Genomic DNA, 15,406 nt, shown 5'->3' with positions numbered 1-15,406 from the left:
CTCAAGCAGAAACAAAAAAGACAGGCATGCCCGCGCGCGGCCCATGGGAACAGCTGCCGGCGTGCAAGCTTGAAAGAGGTCTTATTAGAGGGCGCGCACTTTGCAGGAGCTGGGCTGTCATGTCAAAAACTGTGGTGAGGCAAAGCCCTCTGCACGCATAAAGAATTACAGGCGCTGGCCGATACGCTGTCTCTATGTGCTTTCAGGTAAGGATGTCCCGATGTCGCTCAGGCAGCTCTCCATTCAATGGAAAATCACCCTGCTGGCGGGCCTCTGCCTGCTGGGGATCGTGACCCTGCTGGTGGGTCTGTCGCTGTATCGCATGGCGCAGAGCTCCCAGCAGGTCAAGGCGTCCAGCATGCAGATGCTCGACGAAGCCGCCCAGTCGCGCATCGAGGCCCAAGGCGAAGTGCAAGCTCTGGGCATTCGCCAGCAGTTCATGGATGCCTACCAATACGGCCATGGTTTTTCCCGCCAGGTGCTGTTTTTGCGCGAACAGGCCGAGAAGCGCTTTCTCGATGCCTTCGACACCCGTGAAGACCTGACCCGCCAGGTCAAGGCCGCCCTGCAGGCCAACCCCGACCTGCTCGGCCTGTCCCTGGTGTTCGAAGCCAATGCGCTGGACGGCAAAGACGAACTGTTCGCCAACCAGGCAGAACTAGGCAGCAATGACAAAGGCCGTTTCGCACTGTACTGGTCGCAACCGACACCGGGGAAAATCACCTCGATGGCACTGCCCGAGAGCGACATGGCCGACACCTCCATCGGCCCCAGCGGCGAAAAAGCCAACGCCTGGTTCACCTGCCCGCGCACGACTCTCAAACCCTGCGTGATCGAGCCCTACTTCTATGTGATCGACGGCCAGAACGTGCTGATGACCAGCATCGTGTTCCCGCTGATGGTCAATGGCAAAGTCATCGCCTCGCTGTCGGTGGATATCAACCTCAACAGCCTGCAGGCGGTCAGCCAACAGGCCAGCCAGAAACTGTACGACGGCCAGACCCAGGTCAGCATCCTCAGCCCGACCGGCTTACTGGCCGGCTACAGCCCGGATGCCAGCAAACTCAGCCAACGCCTGGAGCAGGTCGACCCGGCCAGCGGCGCACAGTTGACCAGTGCCTTGGCCAGCAGTACCCAGACCCACAGCCTGCGCACCGACCATCAACTCAAGGTACTGGCGCCTTTTGCGCCGATTCCCGGCGGTAAGGCGTGGGGCGTATTGCTGGATGTACCGGAAAAAGTCCTGGTCGCCCCCGCCGAAGCGCTGAAAAACCAGCTGGACGCCGACAACGCCAAAGGCACCCTGCTAGAACTGGGCCTGGGCCTGCTCGCCGCCGTGGTCGGCTTGATCCTGGTGTGGCTGATGGCGCGCAGCGTGACCCGGCCAATCCTTGGCGTGGCGCACATGCTTGAGGATATCGCCAGCGGCGAAGGCGACCTGACCCGGCGCCTGGCCTACGCCAAACAGGACGAACTGGGCCAATTGGCCGGCTGGTTCAACCGCTTCCTCGACAAGCTGCAGCCGATCATTGCCGAGGTCAAACGCTCGGTGCAGGACGCCCGCGGCACTGCCGACCAGTCCGCGGCCATTGCCACGCAAACCAGCGCCGGCATGGAGCAGCAGTACCGCCAGGTGGATCAGGTGGCTACCGCATCCCACGAAATGAGCGCCACCGCCCAGGACGTGGCCCGCAGCGCCGCCCAAGCGGCCCAAGCCGCCCGAGATGCCGACCAGGCAACTCGTCAAGGCTTGACGGTTATCGACCGCACCACCGCCAACATTGGCGACCTCGCCGCCGACATGAGCACCGCCATGACCCAGGTAGAGGGCTTGGCCGCCAACAGCGAACAGATCGGCTCGGTGCTTGAAGTGATTCGCGGCATCGCCGAGCAGACCAATCTGTTGGCGCTCAACGCCGCCATCGAAGCCGCTCGCGCCGGTGAAGCCGGCCGCGGTTTTGCCGTGGTCGCCGACGAAGTGCGCAACCTGGCGCGGCGCACCCAGGAATCGGTGGAAGAAACCCGCCTGGTGATCGAACAATTGCAAACCGGTACCAGCGACGTGGTCGGCTCCATGGGCAACAGCTATCGCCAGGCTCAGGGCAGCGTCGAACAGGTCGGCCAGGCCGTCACCGCCTTGCGCCAGATTGGCGATGCGGTCACGGTGATCAGTGATATGAACCTGCAAATCGCCAGCGCCGCCGAAGAGCAAAGCGCCGTGGCCGAAGAGATCAACAGCAACGTGGCGACCATTCGCGATGTGACCGAGTCGTTGTCGGAGCAGGCCAATGAATCGGCGCGGGTCAGCCAGGCGTTGAACAGCCTGGCAAATCAGCAGCAGGGGTTGATGGATCAGTTCAGGGTCTGAATGTAGCAAGGCTTTACTGTGGGAGCCGGGCTTGCCCGCGATGCAGACACCTCGGTATGTCAGGCAAACCGAGTCGATGCTATCGCAGGCAAGCCAGCTCCCACATTTTGAGCGGTGGTGTGTGAATGCTAGCGCCGTGGCAACTGGATCAATACCTTGAGCCCACCCAGCTCGCTCTCTTGCAGTTGCAACACCCCACCCCACACCTCAACGATATCCCGCACGATCCCCAAACCCAGGCCATGGCCAACCCTTTGCTCATCCAGGCGTGCGCCACGGCTGAACACTTGGTCGCGCTGGGCCTCGGGAATGCCGGGGCCGTCGTCTTCCACCGCCAGCCGATAGCCCTGGGGCGTCTCGCTAACGCTCAGGCGTACCTCGGCGTCCGCCCATTTACAGGCGTTGTCCAACAGGTTGCCCAGCAGTTCCAGCAGATCTTCACGGTCCCAAGGCAGTTGCAGGCCCGGCGCCACCTGGTAGCTGAGGTCCAGGTGTTCGCCGTGGATCATGCGCAGGGTGGCCAGTAAACCGGGCAGTTCTTGTTCACAGTCAAACAACGCGCCCGGCAGCGCATCACCCGCCAGGCGCGCACGGTTGAGTTCACGGTTGAGGCGCTGCTGCACCTGCTCCAATTGCTCGCGCAGCAACTGGCTCAGTTGCGGATGATCCTTGAGGGCGTCACTGGAGGCCGCGCTCAACAACACTGCCAGCGGGGTTTTCAGCGCATGCCCCAGGTTGCCGAGGGCGTTGCGCGAGCGCTTGAGGCTGTCTTCGGTGTGCGCCAACAGGTGGTTGATTTGCGCCACCAGTGGCTCCAGCTCAAGCGGCACCTGAGTATCGAGTTGCGAGCGCTGGCCTTGTTGCAGTTGGGCGATCTGGTTACGTGCGGTCTCCAGGGGGCGCAGGGCACGGCGCACGGTGACCCGTTGCAGGATCAGCACCAGCAGCAGCGCCGCCAGCCCCATCACCAGGCCGACCTGACGCATCAGGCGAAAGCTCTCGCGCACAGGCGTGTAGTCCTGGGCCACGCTGATGGAAATCGATTGGCCAAAGCGCTTGTAGTCCGAGCGCAGCACCAACAGTTGCTGGCCTTCGGGTCCCAGTTGCAGGTTGCCCTTGAGCCCCGCCACCGGGAGCCGGGGCAGTTCCTGGTCCCACAGTGAGCGGGAGCGCCAATGCACATCGGCAAAGTCGATACGAAAGTAATGCCCGGAAAATGGCCGTTGGTACGCCGGCGACAGGCGTTGCTCATCCAACTGCACGCCGTTGGGCCCACGCACCAGCGCCACCAGCAGGTTTTCGCTGTCGTTGCGCAAGCCCGCTTCAAGGTAGCGCTGCAAACCCGCCTCGAACAACCACAGGCTGGTTTGCGCCAGCACCACGCCGACGATCACCATCACGCTGATCAACCCCAGGCTCAAGCGCCGCTGGATCGACCTCATGCCGGAGTGGCGCCGAATCGGTAACCCTGACCGCGTCGGGTCTCGATCACGCTGCGTCCCAATTTGCGCCGCAGGTGGTTGACGTGCACCTCCAGCACATTGGAGTCGCGTTCGGTCTCACCGTCATACAAGTGCTCGGCAAGGTGGCTTTTGGACAGGATCTGTTCGGGATGCAGCATGAAATAGCGTAACAAGCGAAACTCGGCAGCCGTCAGTTGGATCTCGGCGCCGTCACGTAGCACGCACTGGCGCCCTTCATCCAGATGCAGGCCGGCGGCTTGCAGGGTGGGCTGGTTCGTCTGGCCGTGGGAGCGGCGCAGCAGCGACTGGATGCGCAGGTACAGCTCTTCAGGGTGAAAGGGTTTGCTCAGGTAATCATCGGCGCCGGCCTTGAGCCCTTCGATACGCTCGGCCCAGGAATCGCGGGCGGTAAGGATCAGCACCGGGATGGCCAACGCGGCGGCGCGCCATTGAGCCAGCACATCAAGCCCGGGCAAACCGGGCAGGCCAAGGTCGAGAATGATCAAGTCATAGGGCTCGCTGCGCCCTTGATACACGGCGTCCCGGCCGTCGGCCAGCCAGTCGACTGCATAACCCTGGCGCTGCAGGCCGGCCATCAGTTCGTCGGCCAGGGGCACGTTGTCTTCCACCAGGAGCAGGCGCATCAGTCTTCCTCATCTTTGATCAGGTCGCCATTGGTGGCATCCAGCTTGATCTCGCGCACCACGCCCTCGGTGGTCACCAGTTCCACTTCATAGGCGTATTGCCCGTGTTTCTTTTCCAGTTCGGCCTCCAGCAGCCGCGAGCCGGGGTATCGCGCCATGGCCTGCTGCAACAGCTGTTCCAATGGCAGGATCACGCCTTGCTGGCGCAGGGCCAGGGCTTCGTCCTGGTTGAGGTCGCGGGCCGCCAGGCTGGAACAAAACACCATGAGCACCAGCGCCACGCGACTGCCGACGCGTAAATTTACCTTCATTACGTATCCTGATGATTCTTGAGAACCTGCCCGGTGAGCGCATTCAATTCAACATCCCATTCAATGCCGTCGGTATCTCGTAGCTCGACTTCATAAACGTACTTGCCGTATTCCTCATCCAAATCGGTGTCCAGCAGCGTCGAACCAGGGTGAAGGGCCAGGGCCGTAGCGTCCAATTGATCGAAAGCGACAATTGTAACAGTGGCCGGCACGATCAGTGGCTTGTCGGGGTCCACGGCGGCGGCCGGGGTCGCCGTAACGAGGATGATAGCGGCGGCGCCCAGGGCAGTGAGGCGCTTCATGATAAGTCTCCGTTACATGATGTTTTCCTACGCCGGCCACGGTACGCGCTGCAACTTAACTGAAACTGAATTGCCACCATGGCAATTCCGGTTAAGCCATTTTTCCCACTGCCTGCGAGATTTCTTATACTGCCCCGCTCGCCTCAACAGAGACCGTTATGACAGCCATCCATATCAAGTTCCCGGCCTTGACCCTCAAGGCCGGCAAACGCGCCTTCACCCGCATCCGCGAGCAGGGCCTTGCGCCTGCCGACGTCGGTATCCTCCCCGGCGCGGCGGGCGGCCCCAAGGCCCTGGGTATCCAAGGGCTGGACCTGGCGCTGTTCGGTGACTGGTTGCCCCGTGCGCCGCGCGAGCGTGCGCTGATCGGCGCGTCCATCGGCTCGTGGCGGTTCGCCAGCGCCTGCCTGCCCGACCCGGTGCAAGGTTTGCTCGACCTGGGCCGCCTGTACAACGAGCAGCGCTTTGCCAAAGGCGTGACCATGGCGCAAGTCAGCCAGAGCTGCCAACGCATGCTCGACGACCTGCTGGCCGGGCGCGATGCGCGGGTGCTGGACAACCCCGACTATCGGCTGAACATCATGGTGGTCAAGAGCCACGGATTGCTCGCCGATGACCACCGTGGGCGGCTGGGGCTGGGCCTGTCATCGGTGATTGCCGATAATCTGCGGGGCCGCGCACGGCTGTCGCGGCATTTCGAACGGCTGATCATCCACGACCCGCGCCAGGCGCCTCCGGTACACCCCCTGAAAGATTTCCCCTCGCGCTTCCTCACCCTGGACGTGGGCAACCTGCGCCAGGCGTTGCTCGCGTCCGGCTCGATCCCCATGGTCATGCAAGGCGTGCGCGACCTGCCCGGGGCCGGGGCCGGCACCTACCGCGACGGCGGCCTGTTGGATTACCACCTCGACCTGCCCTACCACGGCGATGACATTGTGCTGTACCCGCACTTTACCGACCGGGTCATCCCCGGCTGGTTCGACAAGGGCCTGCCATGGCGACGCAGCAACCAGCAGGGCTTGCAGGATGTGTTACTGCTGGCGCCGTCCAGGGACTACCTGGCCCGCCTGCCCCACGGCAAGCTGCCAGATCGCAGCGACTTCAAGCGTTTCATGGGCGATGATCCAGGCCGCAACAAATATTGGCAAACTGCCATGAGCGAGAGCCAACGACTGGGAGATGAGTTTTTGGCATTGGCAGATAACGGCAAGCTCGGCGACCGTTTGCTAGCCCTTTGACCGCATGGGCGCCTGCGGCCGAGGGGCGGTATGCGCAGAGGTTGAGCAAACTGTTAAACTCGCCGCCTGCCAGACACCTGACCGAGCTGAAAACACTGTGGAAATCTTCAAAGAGTTTACCTTCGAATCCGCCCACCGCCTGCCCCACGTACCGGAAGGCCACAAATGCGGGCGTCTGCATGGGCACTCGTTCAAGGTGGCCATCCACCTGAGCGGCGACCTGGATCCCCATACCGGCTGGATTCGCGACTTCTCGGAGATCAAAGCGATTTTCAAGCCGCTCTATGAACGCCTCGACCACAACTACCTCAATGACATTCCCGGCCTGGAAAACCCCACCAGCGAAGTGCTGGCCAAGTGGATCTGGAATGAACTGAAACCCTTGCTGCCGGAACTCAGTGCGATCCGTATCCACGAGACGTGCACCAGTGGCTGCATCTATCGCGGTGAGTAAGAACCACCTGCGGGTGGTTTTTTTCGAAGCGCCGGCGGGCTGATCCATTTGGGAAACCCGCACAGACGCTGTTCGACTGAGCCAGTTTGGCTCACCGCTGCACTGCTTTTGCGCTGATTGGGAGGGGGCGGCCTTATAAAAGGCTTGCTCCCGTCAGCCCATACCTGCCTGCACCTGCATTCGCACGCAGGATGCACACGACCTGGGTCACCACTCAGGGAGCAGCCCCCATGACGCAGCAAGAACCCGGCAACGACTACCCTCTCAGCGAAGTCCCCTTGCACGCGCGTAAGGGCCTGGCCTCTACGGCCATGGTGTTGCTGGGGTTCACCTTTTTTACCGCGACCATGTTCGCCGGCGGCAAGCTGGGGGTAGCGTTCAGCTTCATGGATATGCTCGGCGTCGTGGCCCTGGGTAACCTGTTGTTGGGTATCTACGCCGCAGGCTTGGGTTACATCGCGTTCAAGAGCGGCTTGAACTCGGTGTTGATGGGGCGTTTCTGCTTTGGCGAAGTGGGCAGCAAACTCAGTGACTTGATCCTCGGTTTTACCCAGATCGGCTGGTATGCCTGGGGCACGGCCACGGCTGCGGTGGTATTGGGCAAGTATTTCCAATTGAGCCAGGGCAGTGTGCTGGGGCTGATGGTGGTATTTGGCTTACTGTTCTGCGCCACCGCCTACGTGGGGTATCGCGGCTTGGAAATCCTGTCCTACATCGCGGTGCCGGCCATGGGCATCCTGTTGACGCTGTCGATGTGGGTCGCCACCGTGAAGGTCGGCGGGCTGGAGGGGCTGCTGGCGGTGGTGCCCAGCGCTGAGCTGGACTTGTCCACCGCCATCACGCTGGTGTTCGGGACCTTTGTCAGCGGGGCAACTCAGGCCACCAACTGGACACGGTTTTCGCGCTCGGCCAAGGTTGCGGTGCTGGCCAGCCTGATCGGCTTTTTTGTCGGCAACGGCTTGATGGTGCTGATCGGGGCCTATGGCGCCATCGTCTATCAGCAACCGGATGTGGTGGAGGTCTTGCTGCTGCAAGGTTTCGCCACGGCGGCGATGGCGATGTTGCTGCTCAATATCTGGAGCACCCAGGACAACACCATCTACAACTTCGCCGTCGCCGGTTGCAACCTGCTGCGCACCCAGCGTCGCAAGAGCGTGACCCTGGCCGGCGCGGTGATCGGCACCCTGCTCGCCTTGTTCGGCATGTACGACCTGCTGGTGCCGTACCTGATCCTGCTGGGTACGGTCATCCCGCCGATAGGAGGCGTGATCATGGCGGACTTCTTTTATCGCTATCGCGGCCACTATCCCCGCTTGGCAGAGGCTCGCTTACCGGCGTTCAATTGGCCAGGTCTGATCGCGTATGGGGTGGGCACCGTGGTCGCATTCAACTCGCCGTGGGTCGCGCCGTTGGTGGGAATTTTTGCCGCATCGCTGACCTATGTGCTGCTCAGCGCCATACTACGCGCCATGACCGCCTGGACATCGGTATCGCCCTGAGGATCTGGCGGCTGTCTGCCTGATTGTTTTTAGCCAAGAGGAACTTGCCCATGCACATCATCAATGCCCGCCTGCGCAACCGTGAAGGCCTGCATGATCTGCACCTGGAACACGGCCGGATCGCCAGCATCACTGCGCAAACGGGGGAGCCGGCGCTGATGGCCGGCGACTTGGACGCCGCCGGCAACCTGGTCATACCGCCCTTTGTCGAGCCCCACATCCACCTCGACGCCACCCTCACCGCCGGCGAGCCGCGCTGGAACATGAGCGGTACGCTGTTTGAAGGCATCGAGTGCTGGGGCGAACGCAAGGCCACCATTACTCTGGAAGACACCAAGGCCCGGGCCAAAAAAACCATTCAGACCCTCGCCGCCCATGGCATCCAGCATGTGCGCACCCATGTCGACGTCACCGACCCAGACCTTACTGCACTCAAGGCCCTGCTGGAGGTACGTGAAGAGAGCACGCACCTGATCGATTTGCAAATCGTCGCCTTTCCCCAGGAAGGCATCGAGTCCTTCCGCAATGGTCGTGAGTTGATGGAAGAAGCCATTCGCCTGGGTGCCGATGTGATCGGTGGCATCCCCCACTTCGAATACACCCGCGACCAAGGCGTGAGTTCGGTGAAGTTCCTCATGGACCTGGCCGAACGTACTGGCTGCCTGGTGGACGTGCACTGTGACGAAACCGACGACCCCCACTCACGCTTTCTCGAAGTCCTCGCGGAAGAAGCCCGCAGCCGCGACATGGGTGCCCGCGTGACCGCCAGCCATACCACCGCCATGGGTTCCTACGACAATGCTTACTGCGCCAAGCTGTTTCGCCTGCTGGGGCATTCCGGCATCAGCTTTGTCTCGTGCCCCACCGAAAGCATCCACCTGCAGGGCCGCTTCGACAACTTCCCGAAACGGCGCGGTGTCACCCGTGTGAACGAACTGCTTGAGGCCGGCATGAACGTGTGTTTCGGCCAGGATTCCATCGTCGATCCCTGGTACCCGCTGGGTAACGGCAACATTCTGCGAGTACTGGAGGCCGGTCTGCACATCTGTCATATGCTCGGTTACCGCAATTTGCAAAACGCCCTGGACCTGGTCACCGACAACAGTGCCAAAGCCATGGCCCTGGGTGATCGTTATGGGTTGCAAGCAGGCCGCCCGGCTAACCTGTTGATCCTGTCGGCCGACAGCGACTACGAAGTCATACGTAGCCAGGGCTTGCCGCTGTACTCGATTCGCAACGGCAAGGTGCTGATGAAGCGGCAACCGGCGCAGGTAGAGTTTATGTAACCGCGCGGGTTAGACGATTGAGTCGATGTCCAGCGTTTGCCCCCGTGCCTGTTCGTCGTGGGCAGGCGGCGGGATGCTGGCGAATTGGGCCGGCTCACGATTCTCGCGGTGGCTGAACCAACGTTTGAGGCTCGATTGGAGATGTGCAGAACGGGCATGGCTGCCGTAGACATCGCGGGCTTCCAGGCGTCGCCAGCGCAGGCTTGCCAAGCGCTCACGACTGGTGTGCAACCGGTCGATCTCTGCGTTCAAGGCATCAGTAGGTTCATGGCTACGATCATTGGCAGGGCGCCGTAGCGCAAGTTCACGCCGCTTGGCCCGGAGTTGCTCGCGCATGTCTTCAAAGGCCCGGTCGAGCAGCTCGAACTCCCTCTGGGTCACCAACGCGCCCTCACTCCCCAGGGTTTGTTGCCAGCGGCGCAATGTCGCCCACGCCGCGGGGATGTAGCTGGTGGTCATGAAGTGCTGGTCGGCTTGAAACAGCTGCCTCAGCACATTATCGCGCTCGGGCATGTCGCCCTGCAGTTGCAATGCGCGGTTGCAACCCGCCTCTTGGAGGGATTCACAGCCAGGCTTCCATAACACCGAGGAGTGGCTGCCATCCGGGAGCGTGATCGGCATGAAGTGATATTGCTCGCCATGATGTCGATAAGGGTTACCACCCACCCGCACCAGCCCTGCGGCGAACAACAGGCCACCGGGCACGGGGTGGCTGAATAGCGTGATGGCCCCGGGAATCCAGAGCTTGGCGGTGGTATTCATCCAGGGTGCCGGGACGCTGGGGACAGGATCGTTGTGGTTGACGATGCGGTGGTGGACCAATGTTGAGGCGCCGGCAGTGAATTCGGCGTCGGCGGCGCGGGGGGCGCCGTAGGTGTAGAGCAGAATGTTGTAGTGGGCGTCTGGGGTTCGGCGCAGTCCTTCGGCCAATAGCAATGCAATGGCGCCGCCGAGGCTGTGACCGCAAATTACGATGCGCTGACCTGTGTGAAACTGATCAAGATATTGCAATACGAAATTACGCATAGCCCGATAGGCCTGGTAAAAACCATCGTGTGCTTTTCCAATACCGCCTTCAAAAGCCACCTGATGGGCGTCGGCGTCACGTAATGCGTCGGCACGGCTGACCGTTCCTCGCACAGAAATCAGGATGACTTCATCGTGGTGGGTGATGAAAGCCTGGGTGTCAGTACCGAATTTTTCATCATCGAAAAAGTGCAAGCGTGCGGGGTGTTCCTGTTCTTCCTTCCGTTCCGGGCGATTTTGTGGATACAACTGCGGATCGAAAGGCAGGATTTCGAAGCGTTGGGAGTAAGGGATATCTTCGTAGAGGGGGTAAAAACGGTGTGATTGCTTCGGATCAATTCGCCAGGCTTCGTGATACACCGAAAGCTGTTCAGCGAATAAATTTCCAACGCTCGGATCTAACGGAAACCGAACTTCGTCTAACGGTCTTTCTGCGGGGACCTGCCCAAAATCGCAGTAACTCAACGCAGCAAACAATGCCAGTTGGTATAGGTTCAAGGCGCAGAAGCTGTCTTCGGTGGATAACATTGGGCGTAACGCCCGTAGGGGTCGTACTTCTAGAACGGTGTGCTTGTTGGGGAACAGTACGATACCCACCAATGAGGGCTGAGGCGGGCCGAAGCCCAGATCGGCCATCATTTTCAATGCGTGACGCTTGGGTCGCAAAGCTGACGAAGCAGGTCGGGGCAGATGAGCGCTATGGCGTACCAAATCGCTTACTTCAACCTGATAAACTCCATCCGCTTGTGGGTAGGCAGGCGCCCCCTCAACGCGTCTTCCGTCAGCACTAGCAAAAAAAGTTCGCTCAGCGCGAATTTGAAGTTCGGTGATAGGTAGTTTGTACGTTCGGCGCGTTCTTAGCTGGTAGTACGGCTCCTCAGTCCCGCTATACAAATCATCCAACATGAGAACAACAGGGCCGCAATAGAAATCCTGCAGACTGGCAAAACCCTCACCATTCAATTTACCGACGTACTGCCTCCCTGAACTGTCATGGACCGAAAATGATAGTCCGCCATAGGCTTTTCCATTGCCCGCCATATCGACTAAACGAAAACTTACCCAGTGCCCTTTCAATGCGCAAGCAGGCATTCGTTCACTGAAAAAAGCGTGCTTCCATGCATCCAGCTTCATGAATTCGTCCTTGTTATTGGCATGTTGGATAGACGTCGCATATGCGCCCGTCCGGCATTTTTATGGGTTTGAAGTCCGTGGTGTTACCTGCGCAATATGCAAAAAGGTCTTCGAAACTCTTGCCTCTGCATCGCCGCCATCCACCCGGCACAGCTACCCACCTATCATCAAAGGCAGGTAACTCATCCTCACTGACAGATAGCACCAACCTCAGCTTTTTCCCCGGCAATTGCGGACGTTGCGCCACGCCCCCTACCCGCGACTCTTGCAAATTGCCCATCGAATCCAATGAATTGCAGATCAGAAGTTTTCTAATCGCGTGCAAAGGCCCGACCGTCCGAAAGTGCCATTTACATTGCCCACGTATTTCCTGCACACCCGACTCGGGCATCCCAGGTAGGTCGGCCTCCAAACGGTCGCGAATGGAAATACTCCCGAAATTCCCGCCCACATCCGTACTCCGCGTCCCCCACTTCGCATAGAAGTCAAACTCCACACTGCGTAGTACCAATGGACAACCCTCTACCGTTTCAGTCAATGGCAACTCATAACTCACGCTGCTCGCTACAGGCTTGTAGTCTGTAAAAAAGACTTTTCGCTCAGGTCTTTTGCCTCGCCGCCGAGGCAAGGTGCAGGTCTCACCCGTTGCGGGCCGGTAGTTGGCAGCCGTTTTAAGTTCAAATTGCGCCGGCAAATCCACCTCCAATGTAAAACGCTCCACCGTCCTCCCCGTACACCCCGAAAGCCACGCACCCGTAATAACCACCAGCACCCACCCTATCCACCTATTCACCTTTCCCTACCTCGCTGTGCCACTGCTCCATCACTCGTTCAAAATGCTCCCCTGGCGCCTCGCCAATCCTCGGTAACCAATGAATAACACTGCTGCCGGTCGCCTCTGCCAACCGGCGTACCACCAGGAACTCGAGCTGCGCCGGCTCCCGCCATTGCCAGCTGCGTGCCTGCTCCAGTACCTGGGCCAGCCAAATCCTGGGGTCTTGGAATTCGACCAATGCCGCCAGGTCTTCACTGTGCTCAGCCAGCAGGTAGCGCAGGATATTGGCGTGCAGGATGGCTTCGGCGTGAGGGTTGGGTGTGTCGAGCCACGGCGCTGGATCAGGCGCAGGGTAGTCGCCCGGCGCAGGATTTTCGTGGTGATGCCAACGGCCTTCATGCCAATAGCACACGCTGATCAGTGGTCCGAGGTAGGCGGGCCAATGCTCTTTGCCCAGATGGGCCAAGGCACGGGCCAGGGTGCGATTGTCGTGAATGCGATAAAGCACCTGACGGCCTTCTGGCGCCACCCGCAGTCTCTCGCGCCAATGGCGCGCCACACCCACCAGGTCGCTGGCCGACAGGCTGGCGAGCCAGCCCCAGTTCGACTCGGGGTGTAGCAACAGGTCGGCCAAGGCAGGCTCATTCAGTTGTTCCAGTAACAGTATGAGCGGGCCTGTATTCGCCAACTCCGCCGCAGCGGTCTCGCTGTAGAGGTTGCAATAGTGCGACGGAGCACGGTTTGCCATCAGGCGTTGGCGAGCCTCGTGGTTACCATCAAGCATCAGGCACAATGGGTGTCCGCTCTGCTGTTGTTGGGCCATCCAACAATGGAGCAAGCTGTCCATCAGGCCGCCCTCCCTGGGATATCGCACAGGCCTTCGCGGCAGCCTTCGCACAGAGGGCAAAAGTCGGCGCCCAGTTGCTTGGCCAAGTCCATGATGACGTTTTGCACAGCAGAGATTTGCGTGCCGGCAACCCCTGATGGGTTCACCGAACGGCTTGCAGACGGCGAACCGCCCAGAGTGATGGACCGGCTGCTGGAAATACTGCCGGCTTGCATCACCAGGTGTTCCCCGCCTGCCTTCAAGCTCAGTTGTGCGCCGGCCTCTATCACCAGGCTGGCGCCGGCCTTGAGATGAACCTGCTGCCCGGCTTCGATCAACAAGCTCTTGCCAACGCGAGTCACGCTATCGCCCTCCACCTCCAGGCGACTGTCATGCCCCACCCGTTGCTCCAGGTCACGCTGGGCACGCAGGTAGATGAGTTCTTCGCCGCGCCGGTCTTCCAAGTGCAACTCGTTGGCGCCTCCGCCGCCCGGCGAGCTGCGGCTACGCAGTACGCTGCGTGTCTTGTGCTGCGGCAAAGCGTACGCCGGCAAGTGCGATGCATTGGGCAGGCAACTGGTGACAAGGGGTTGGTCCGGGTCGCCCTCCAAAAAGCTCACCAGCACTTCCATGCCCACCCGTGGAATGACCATGGCGCCAAACCCATCACCCGCCCAACCGGACGCCACGCGCAGCCAACAACTGCTCGTCTCGTCGCCCTTGTCCGCGCGATCCCAATGAAAGCGCACCTTCACACGGCCATAGGCATCGCAGTGCACGTCCTCGCCGGCAGGCCCGGTTACCGTCGCGGTCTGGCTGCCACTGATCGTCGGTTTGGGGTGCTTGAGGGCAGGTCGATGCACTGCGCGCCAGGGGGTTGCAGTGAACCGGTTGCGATAGCCTTGGAACCCATTGGCATCAACGATCGACTCCTCCAGCACCTGCGGCTGGTAACCCTCATGACGCACCGAGGTCAGCAACCATAAGTCGTTGCAGGCTGGGTCCGGGTGATCGCACAGTTCAAGGAAGTGGCCACTGCATAGCGCCGGTTGATCGCTCTTGCCCAGCACTCGATGGCGATCACGCTGGTGACGCTCCAGGCTGCGTCGCGCCAGCTTCGCACCACGTGCATGGCCCGTAAAGCCAGCAGGGTAGCCATAGTCTTCCAAAGGATCCGCCGGCCCGGCACCGGCTTGGTCATGCAGGCGAAACGAAGGGTGCTCAAAGTCATAGTCACGACGTACGGTGCGCCGGCTGCGCGTGACCAGGCGCCGGTCGAAACGTTGGACGACCGGGGCCCCAAGCGATGGATCAGCCGAGGAACAATAACGCTGTACCGGCAACCGGCGAAACACCGTCTGGTCATCACCAAACACCAGCAGATGATTCTCTGCGCTGTGACGAAAGTGATAGTGAATGCCCTCCTCTTCACACAGCCGTTGGATGAAATGCAGGTCGGACTCCCTGTACTGCACGCAAAAGGCGCGTGGTGGATACACCACCGGCCCGAGCTCAAAGGCATAGGCGTCGGCGAAGATGCCGTGCTGTTCGAGGACCGCAACAATGATCTGCGGTACGCTGCGCTGCTGGAAAACCCGCTGGTCGCAACGATAGGCAAGGGATGCCAGACGTGGCGCCAGTGTCAGGTGATAAAGGGCGAGCCGCATACCGGGATCATCCCGACCGATGGCAAAGATTTGCCCATGCAAGCCCTGACCTGCTTCGCCCAAGTGCAGATAGGCGGGTTGATGAAGCAATGCCTCCAGGTCAAGGAAGGGGTCTTCGCTGACTAACTGCACCTGTATAAAGTAGGGCTGGTCGAGGGCTTCGCTGCCTTTGAATGCCACTATCTGAAAATCTGTCTTTATACCTGCAAGGACCAATTTGAAACGTGACGAAACAAACGCGTTAACCATCCTTTGTTACCCGTCTTCAACTTTTCGTTTGAACAGCTTTCCCTCGTCAACGCCATTTGGATTGAGAAAAAGCACCTGAATGCGCTAAAGCTTAGCGATTTCAGGCGACTTTCGGCCCTTCAGAAATAATAAAGAAGTTTCGTACAGCAAAGATGGAAGTGTCT

At 60.4% G+C, this 15,406-nt stretch carries 13 protein-coding genes and 1 pseudogene; 6 read left to right on the top strand and 8 right to left on the bottom strand.

Features of this window, described 5'->3' with window-relative positions; translation table 11 throughout:
- Positions 1–220: 220 nt before the first annotated feature.
- Positions 221–1,462: pseudogene (locus AB4P90_RS11150) on the top strand (chemotaxis protein); the annotation flags it as partial.
- Positions 1,463–1,612: 150 nt separating this feature from the next.
- Positions 1,613–2,368: a methyl-accepting chemotaxis protein gene (locus AB4P90_RS11145; RefSeq protein ID WP_395606093.1), complete on the top strand. Its 756-nt coding sequence runs from the start codon at positions 1,613–1,615 to the stop codon at positions 2,366–2,368.
- 128 nt (positions 2,369–2,496) lie between these two features.
- Here the strand turns inward: AB4P90_RS11145 and AB4P90_RS11140 are convergent, their stop codons facing one another.
- Genes AB4P90_RS11140 through AB4P90_RS11125 form a run of 4 tightly spaced genes read right to left on the bottom strand, consistent with a single transcriptional unit; the run spans position 2,497 to position 5,088 of the window.
- Positions 2,497–3,810, bottom strand: coding sequence for a sensor histidine kinase (locus AB4P90_RS11140; protein ID WP_014717944.1), 1,314 nt, complete (start codon positions 3,808–3,810; stop codon positions 2,497–2,499).
- The gene (locus tag AB4P90_RS11135) at positions 3,807–4,475 is read right to left on the bottom strand and encodes a response regulator transcription factor (RefSeq protein ID WP_003190268.1); all 669 of its coding nucleotides are present in this window, start codon (positions 4,473–4,475) and stop codon (positions 3,807–3,809) included. The genes AB4P90_RS11140 and AB4P90_RS11135 overlap by 4 nt, the downstream gene beginning before the upstream one ends.
- Positions 4,475–4,786, bottom strand: a complete 312-nt coding sequence (locus AB4P90_RS11130; RefSeq protein ID WP_003190266.1) for a PepSY domain-containing protein — start codon at positions 4,784–4,786, stop codon at positions 4,475–4,477. The genes AB4P90_RS11135 and AB4P90_RS11130 overlap by 1 nt, the downstream gene beginning before the upstream one ends.
- Positions 4,786–5,088: a PepSY domain-containing protein gene (locus tag AB4P90_RS11125; protein WP_014717943.1), complete on the bottom strand. Its 303-nt coding sequence runs from the start codon at positions 5,086–5,088 to the stop codon at positions 4,786–4,788. The genes AB4P90_RS11130 and AB4P90_RS11125 overlap by 1 nt, the downstream gene beginning before the upstream one ends.
- A 158-nt stretch (positions 5,089–5,246) precedes the next feature.
- Between AB4P90_RS11125 and AB4P90_RS11120 the strand changes: the two genes are divergently transcribed.
- From AB4P90_RS11120 to codA, 4 genes are all read left to right on the top strand, one after another.
- Positions 5,247–6,326, top strand: a complete 1,080-nt coding sequence (locus AB4P90_RS11120; protein ID WP_003190262.1) for a hypothetical protein — start codon at positions 5,247–5,249, stop codon at positions 6,324–6,326.
- Positions 6,327–6,423: 97 nt separating this feature from the next.
- A complete protein-coding gene (gene queD, locus AB4P90_RS11115; RefSeq protein ID WP_003190259.1) occupies positions 6,424–6,780 on the top strand; it encodes a 6-carboxytetrahydropterin synthase QueD in 357 nt (118 codons plus the stop codon).
- A 230-nt stretch (positions 6,781–7,010) separates the two neighbouring features.
- Positions 7,011–8,279, top strand: coding sequence for a cytosine permease (codB, locus tag AB4P90_RS11110; protein WP_014717865.1), 1,269 nt, complete (start codon positions 7,011–7,013; stop codon positions 8,277–8,279).
- A 50-nt stretch (positions 8,280–8,329) separates the two neighbouring features.
- Complete coding sequence (gene codA, locus AB4P90_RS11105; protein WP_014717864.1) at positions 8,330–9,565, top strand: cytosine deaminase; 1,236 nt, start codon at positions 8,330–8,332, stop codon at positions 9,563–9,565.
- A 9-nt stretch (positions 9,566–9,574) separates the two neighbouring features.
- Here codA and AB4P90_RS11100 read toward each other — a convergent pair whose 3' ends face one another.
- From AB4P90_RS11100 to tssI, 4 genes are read right to left on the bottom strand one after another with little or no spacing between them, the layout of a single operon-like run.
- Positions 9,575–11,725: a lipase family protein gene (locus AB4P90_RS11100; RefSeq protein WP_395605891.1), complete on the bottom strand. Its 2,151-nt coding sequence runs from the start codon at positions 11,723–11,725 to the stop codon at positions 9,575–9,577.
- Between the two features lie 13 nt (positions 11,726–11,738).
- Positions 11,739–12,518, bottom strand: coding sequence for a hypothetical protein (locus tag AB4P90_RS11095; protein ID WP_371103922.1), 780 nt, complete (start codon positions 12,516–12,518; stop codon positions 11,739–11,741).
- On the bottom strand, positions 12,511–13,347 hold the full coding sequence (locus AB4P90_RS11090; protein WP_060767125.1) for a DUF4123 domain-containing protein: 837 nt from the start codon (positions 13,345–13,347) through the stop codon (positions 12,511–12,513). Before AB4P90_RS11090 ends, AB4P90_RS11095 begins: the two co-directional genes overlap by 8 nt.
- A complete protein-coding gene (gene tssI / locus AB4P90_RS11085; protein ID WP_395605890.1) occupies positions 13,347–15,242 on the bottom strand; it encodes a type VI secretion system tip protein TssI/VgrG in 1,896 nt (631 codons plus the stop codon). Before tssI ends, AB4P90_RS11090 begins: the two co-directional genes overlap by 1 nt.
- Positions 15,243–15,406 lie beyond the last annotated feature (164 nt).

It is taken from the genome of Pseudomonas sp. B16120 (assembly GCF_044218845.1).
In the GTDB taxonomy this organism is placed as follows: Bacteria; Pseudomonadota; Gammaproteobacteria; order Pseudomonadales; family Pseudomonadaceae; genus Aquipseudomonas; species Aquipseudomonas paracarnis.
Note: the sequence above shows the minus strand (reverse complement) of the source record. Positions and strands in the feature narration are given on the sequence as shown.

Excerpts from the sequence above, each read along its gene's own strand:
- AB4P90_RS11130 (WP_003190266.1), bottom strand. The coding sequence starts at position 4,786 with ATGAAGGTAAATTTACGCGTCGGCAGTCGCGTGGCGCTGGTGCTCATG.
- codA (WP_014717864.1), top strand. The coding sequence starts at position 8,330 with ATGCACATCATCAATGCCCGCCTGCGCAACCGTGAAGGCCTGCATGAT.
- tssI (WP_395605890.1), bottom strand. The coding sequence starts at position 15,242 with ATGGTTAACGCGTTTGTTTCGTCACGTTTCAAATTGGTCCTTGCAGGT.
- AB4P90_RS11135 (WP_003190268.1), bottom strand. The coding sequence starts at position 4,475 with ATGCGCCTGCTCCTGGTGGAAGACAACGTGCCCCTGGCCGACGAACTG.
- AB4P90_RS11120 (WP_003190262.1), top strand. The coding sequence starts at position 5,247 with ATGACAGCCATCCATATCAAGTTCCCGGCCTTGACCCTCAAGGCCGGC.
- codB (WP_014717865.1), top strand. The coding sequence starts at position 7,011 with ATGACGCAGCAAGAACCCGGCAACGACTACCCTCTCAGCGAAGTCCCC.
- AB4P90_RS11100 (WP_395605891.1), bottom strand. The coding sequence starts at position 11,725 with ATGAAGCTGGATGCATGGAAGCACGCTTTTTTCAGTGAACGAATGCCT.
- AB4P90_RS11125 (WP_014717943.1), bottom strand. The coding sequence starts at position 5,088 with ATGAAGCGCCTCACTGCCCTGGGCGCCGCCGCTATCATCCTCGTTACG.
- AB4P90_RS11145 (WP_395606093.1), top strand. The coding sequence starts at position 1,613 with ATGGAGCAGCAGTACCGCCAGGTGGATCAGGTGGCTACCGCATCCCAC.
- AB4P90_RS11090 (WP_060767125.1), bottom strand. The coding sequence starts at position 13,347 with ATGGACAGCTTGCTCCATTGTTGGATGGCCCAACAACAGCAGAGCGGA.
- AB4P90_RS11140 (WP_014717944.1), bottom strand. The coding sequence starts at position 3,810 with ATGAGGTCGATCCAGCGGCGCTTGAGCCTGGGGTTGATCAGCGTGATG.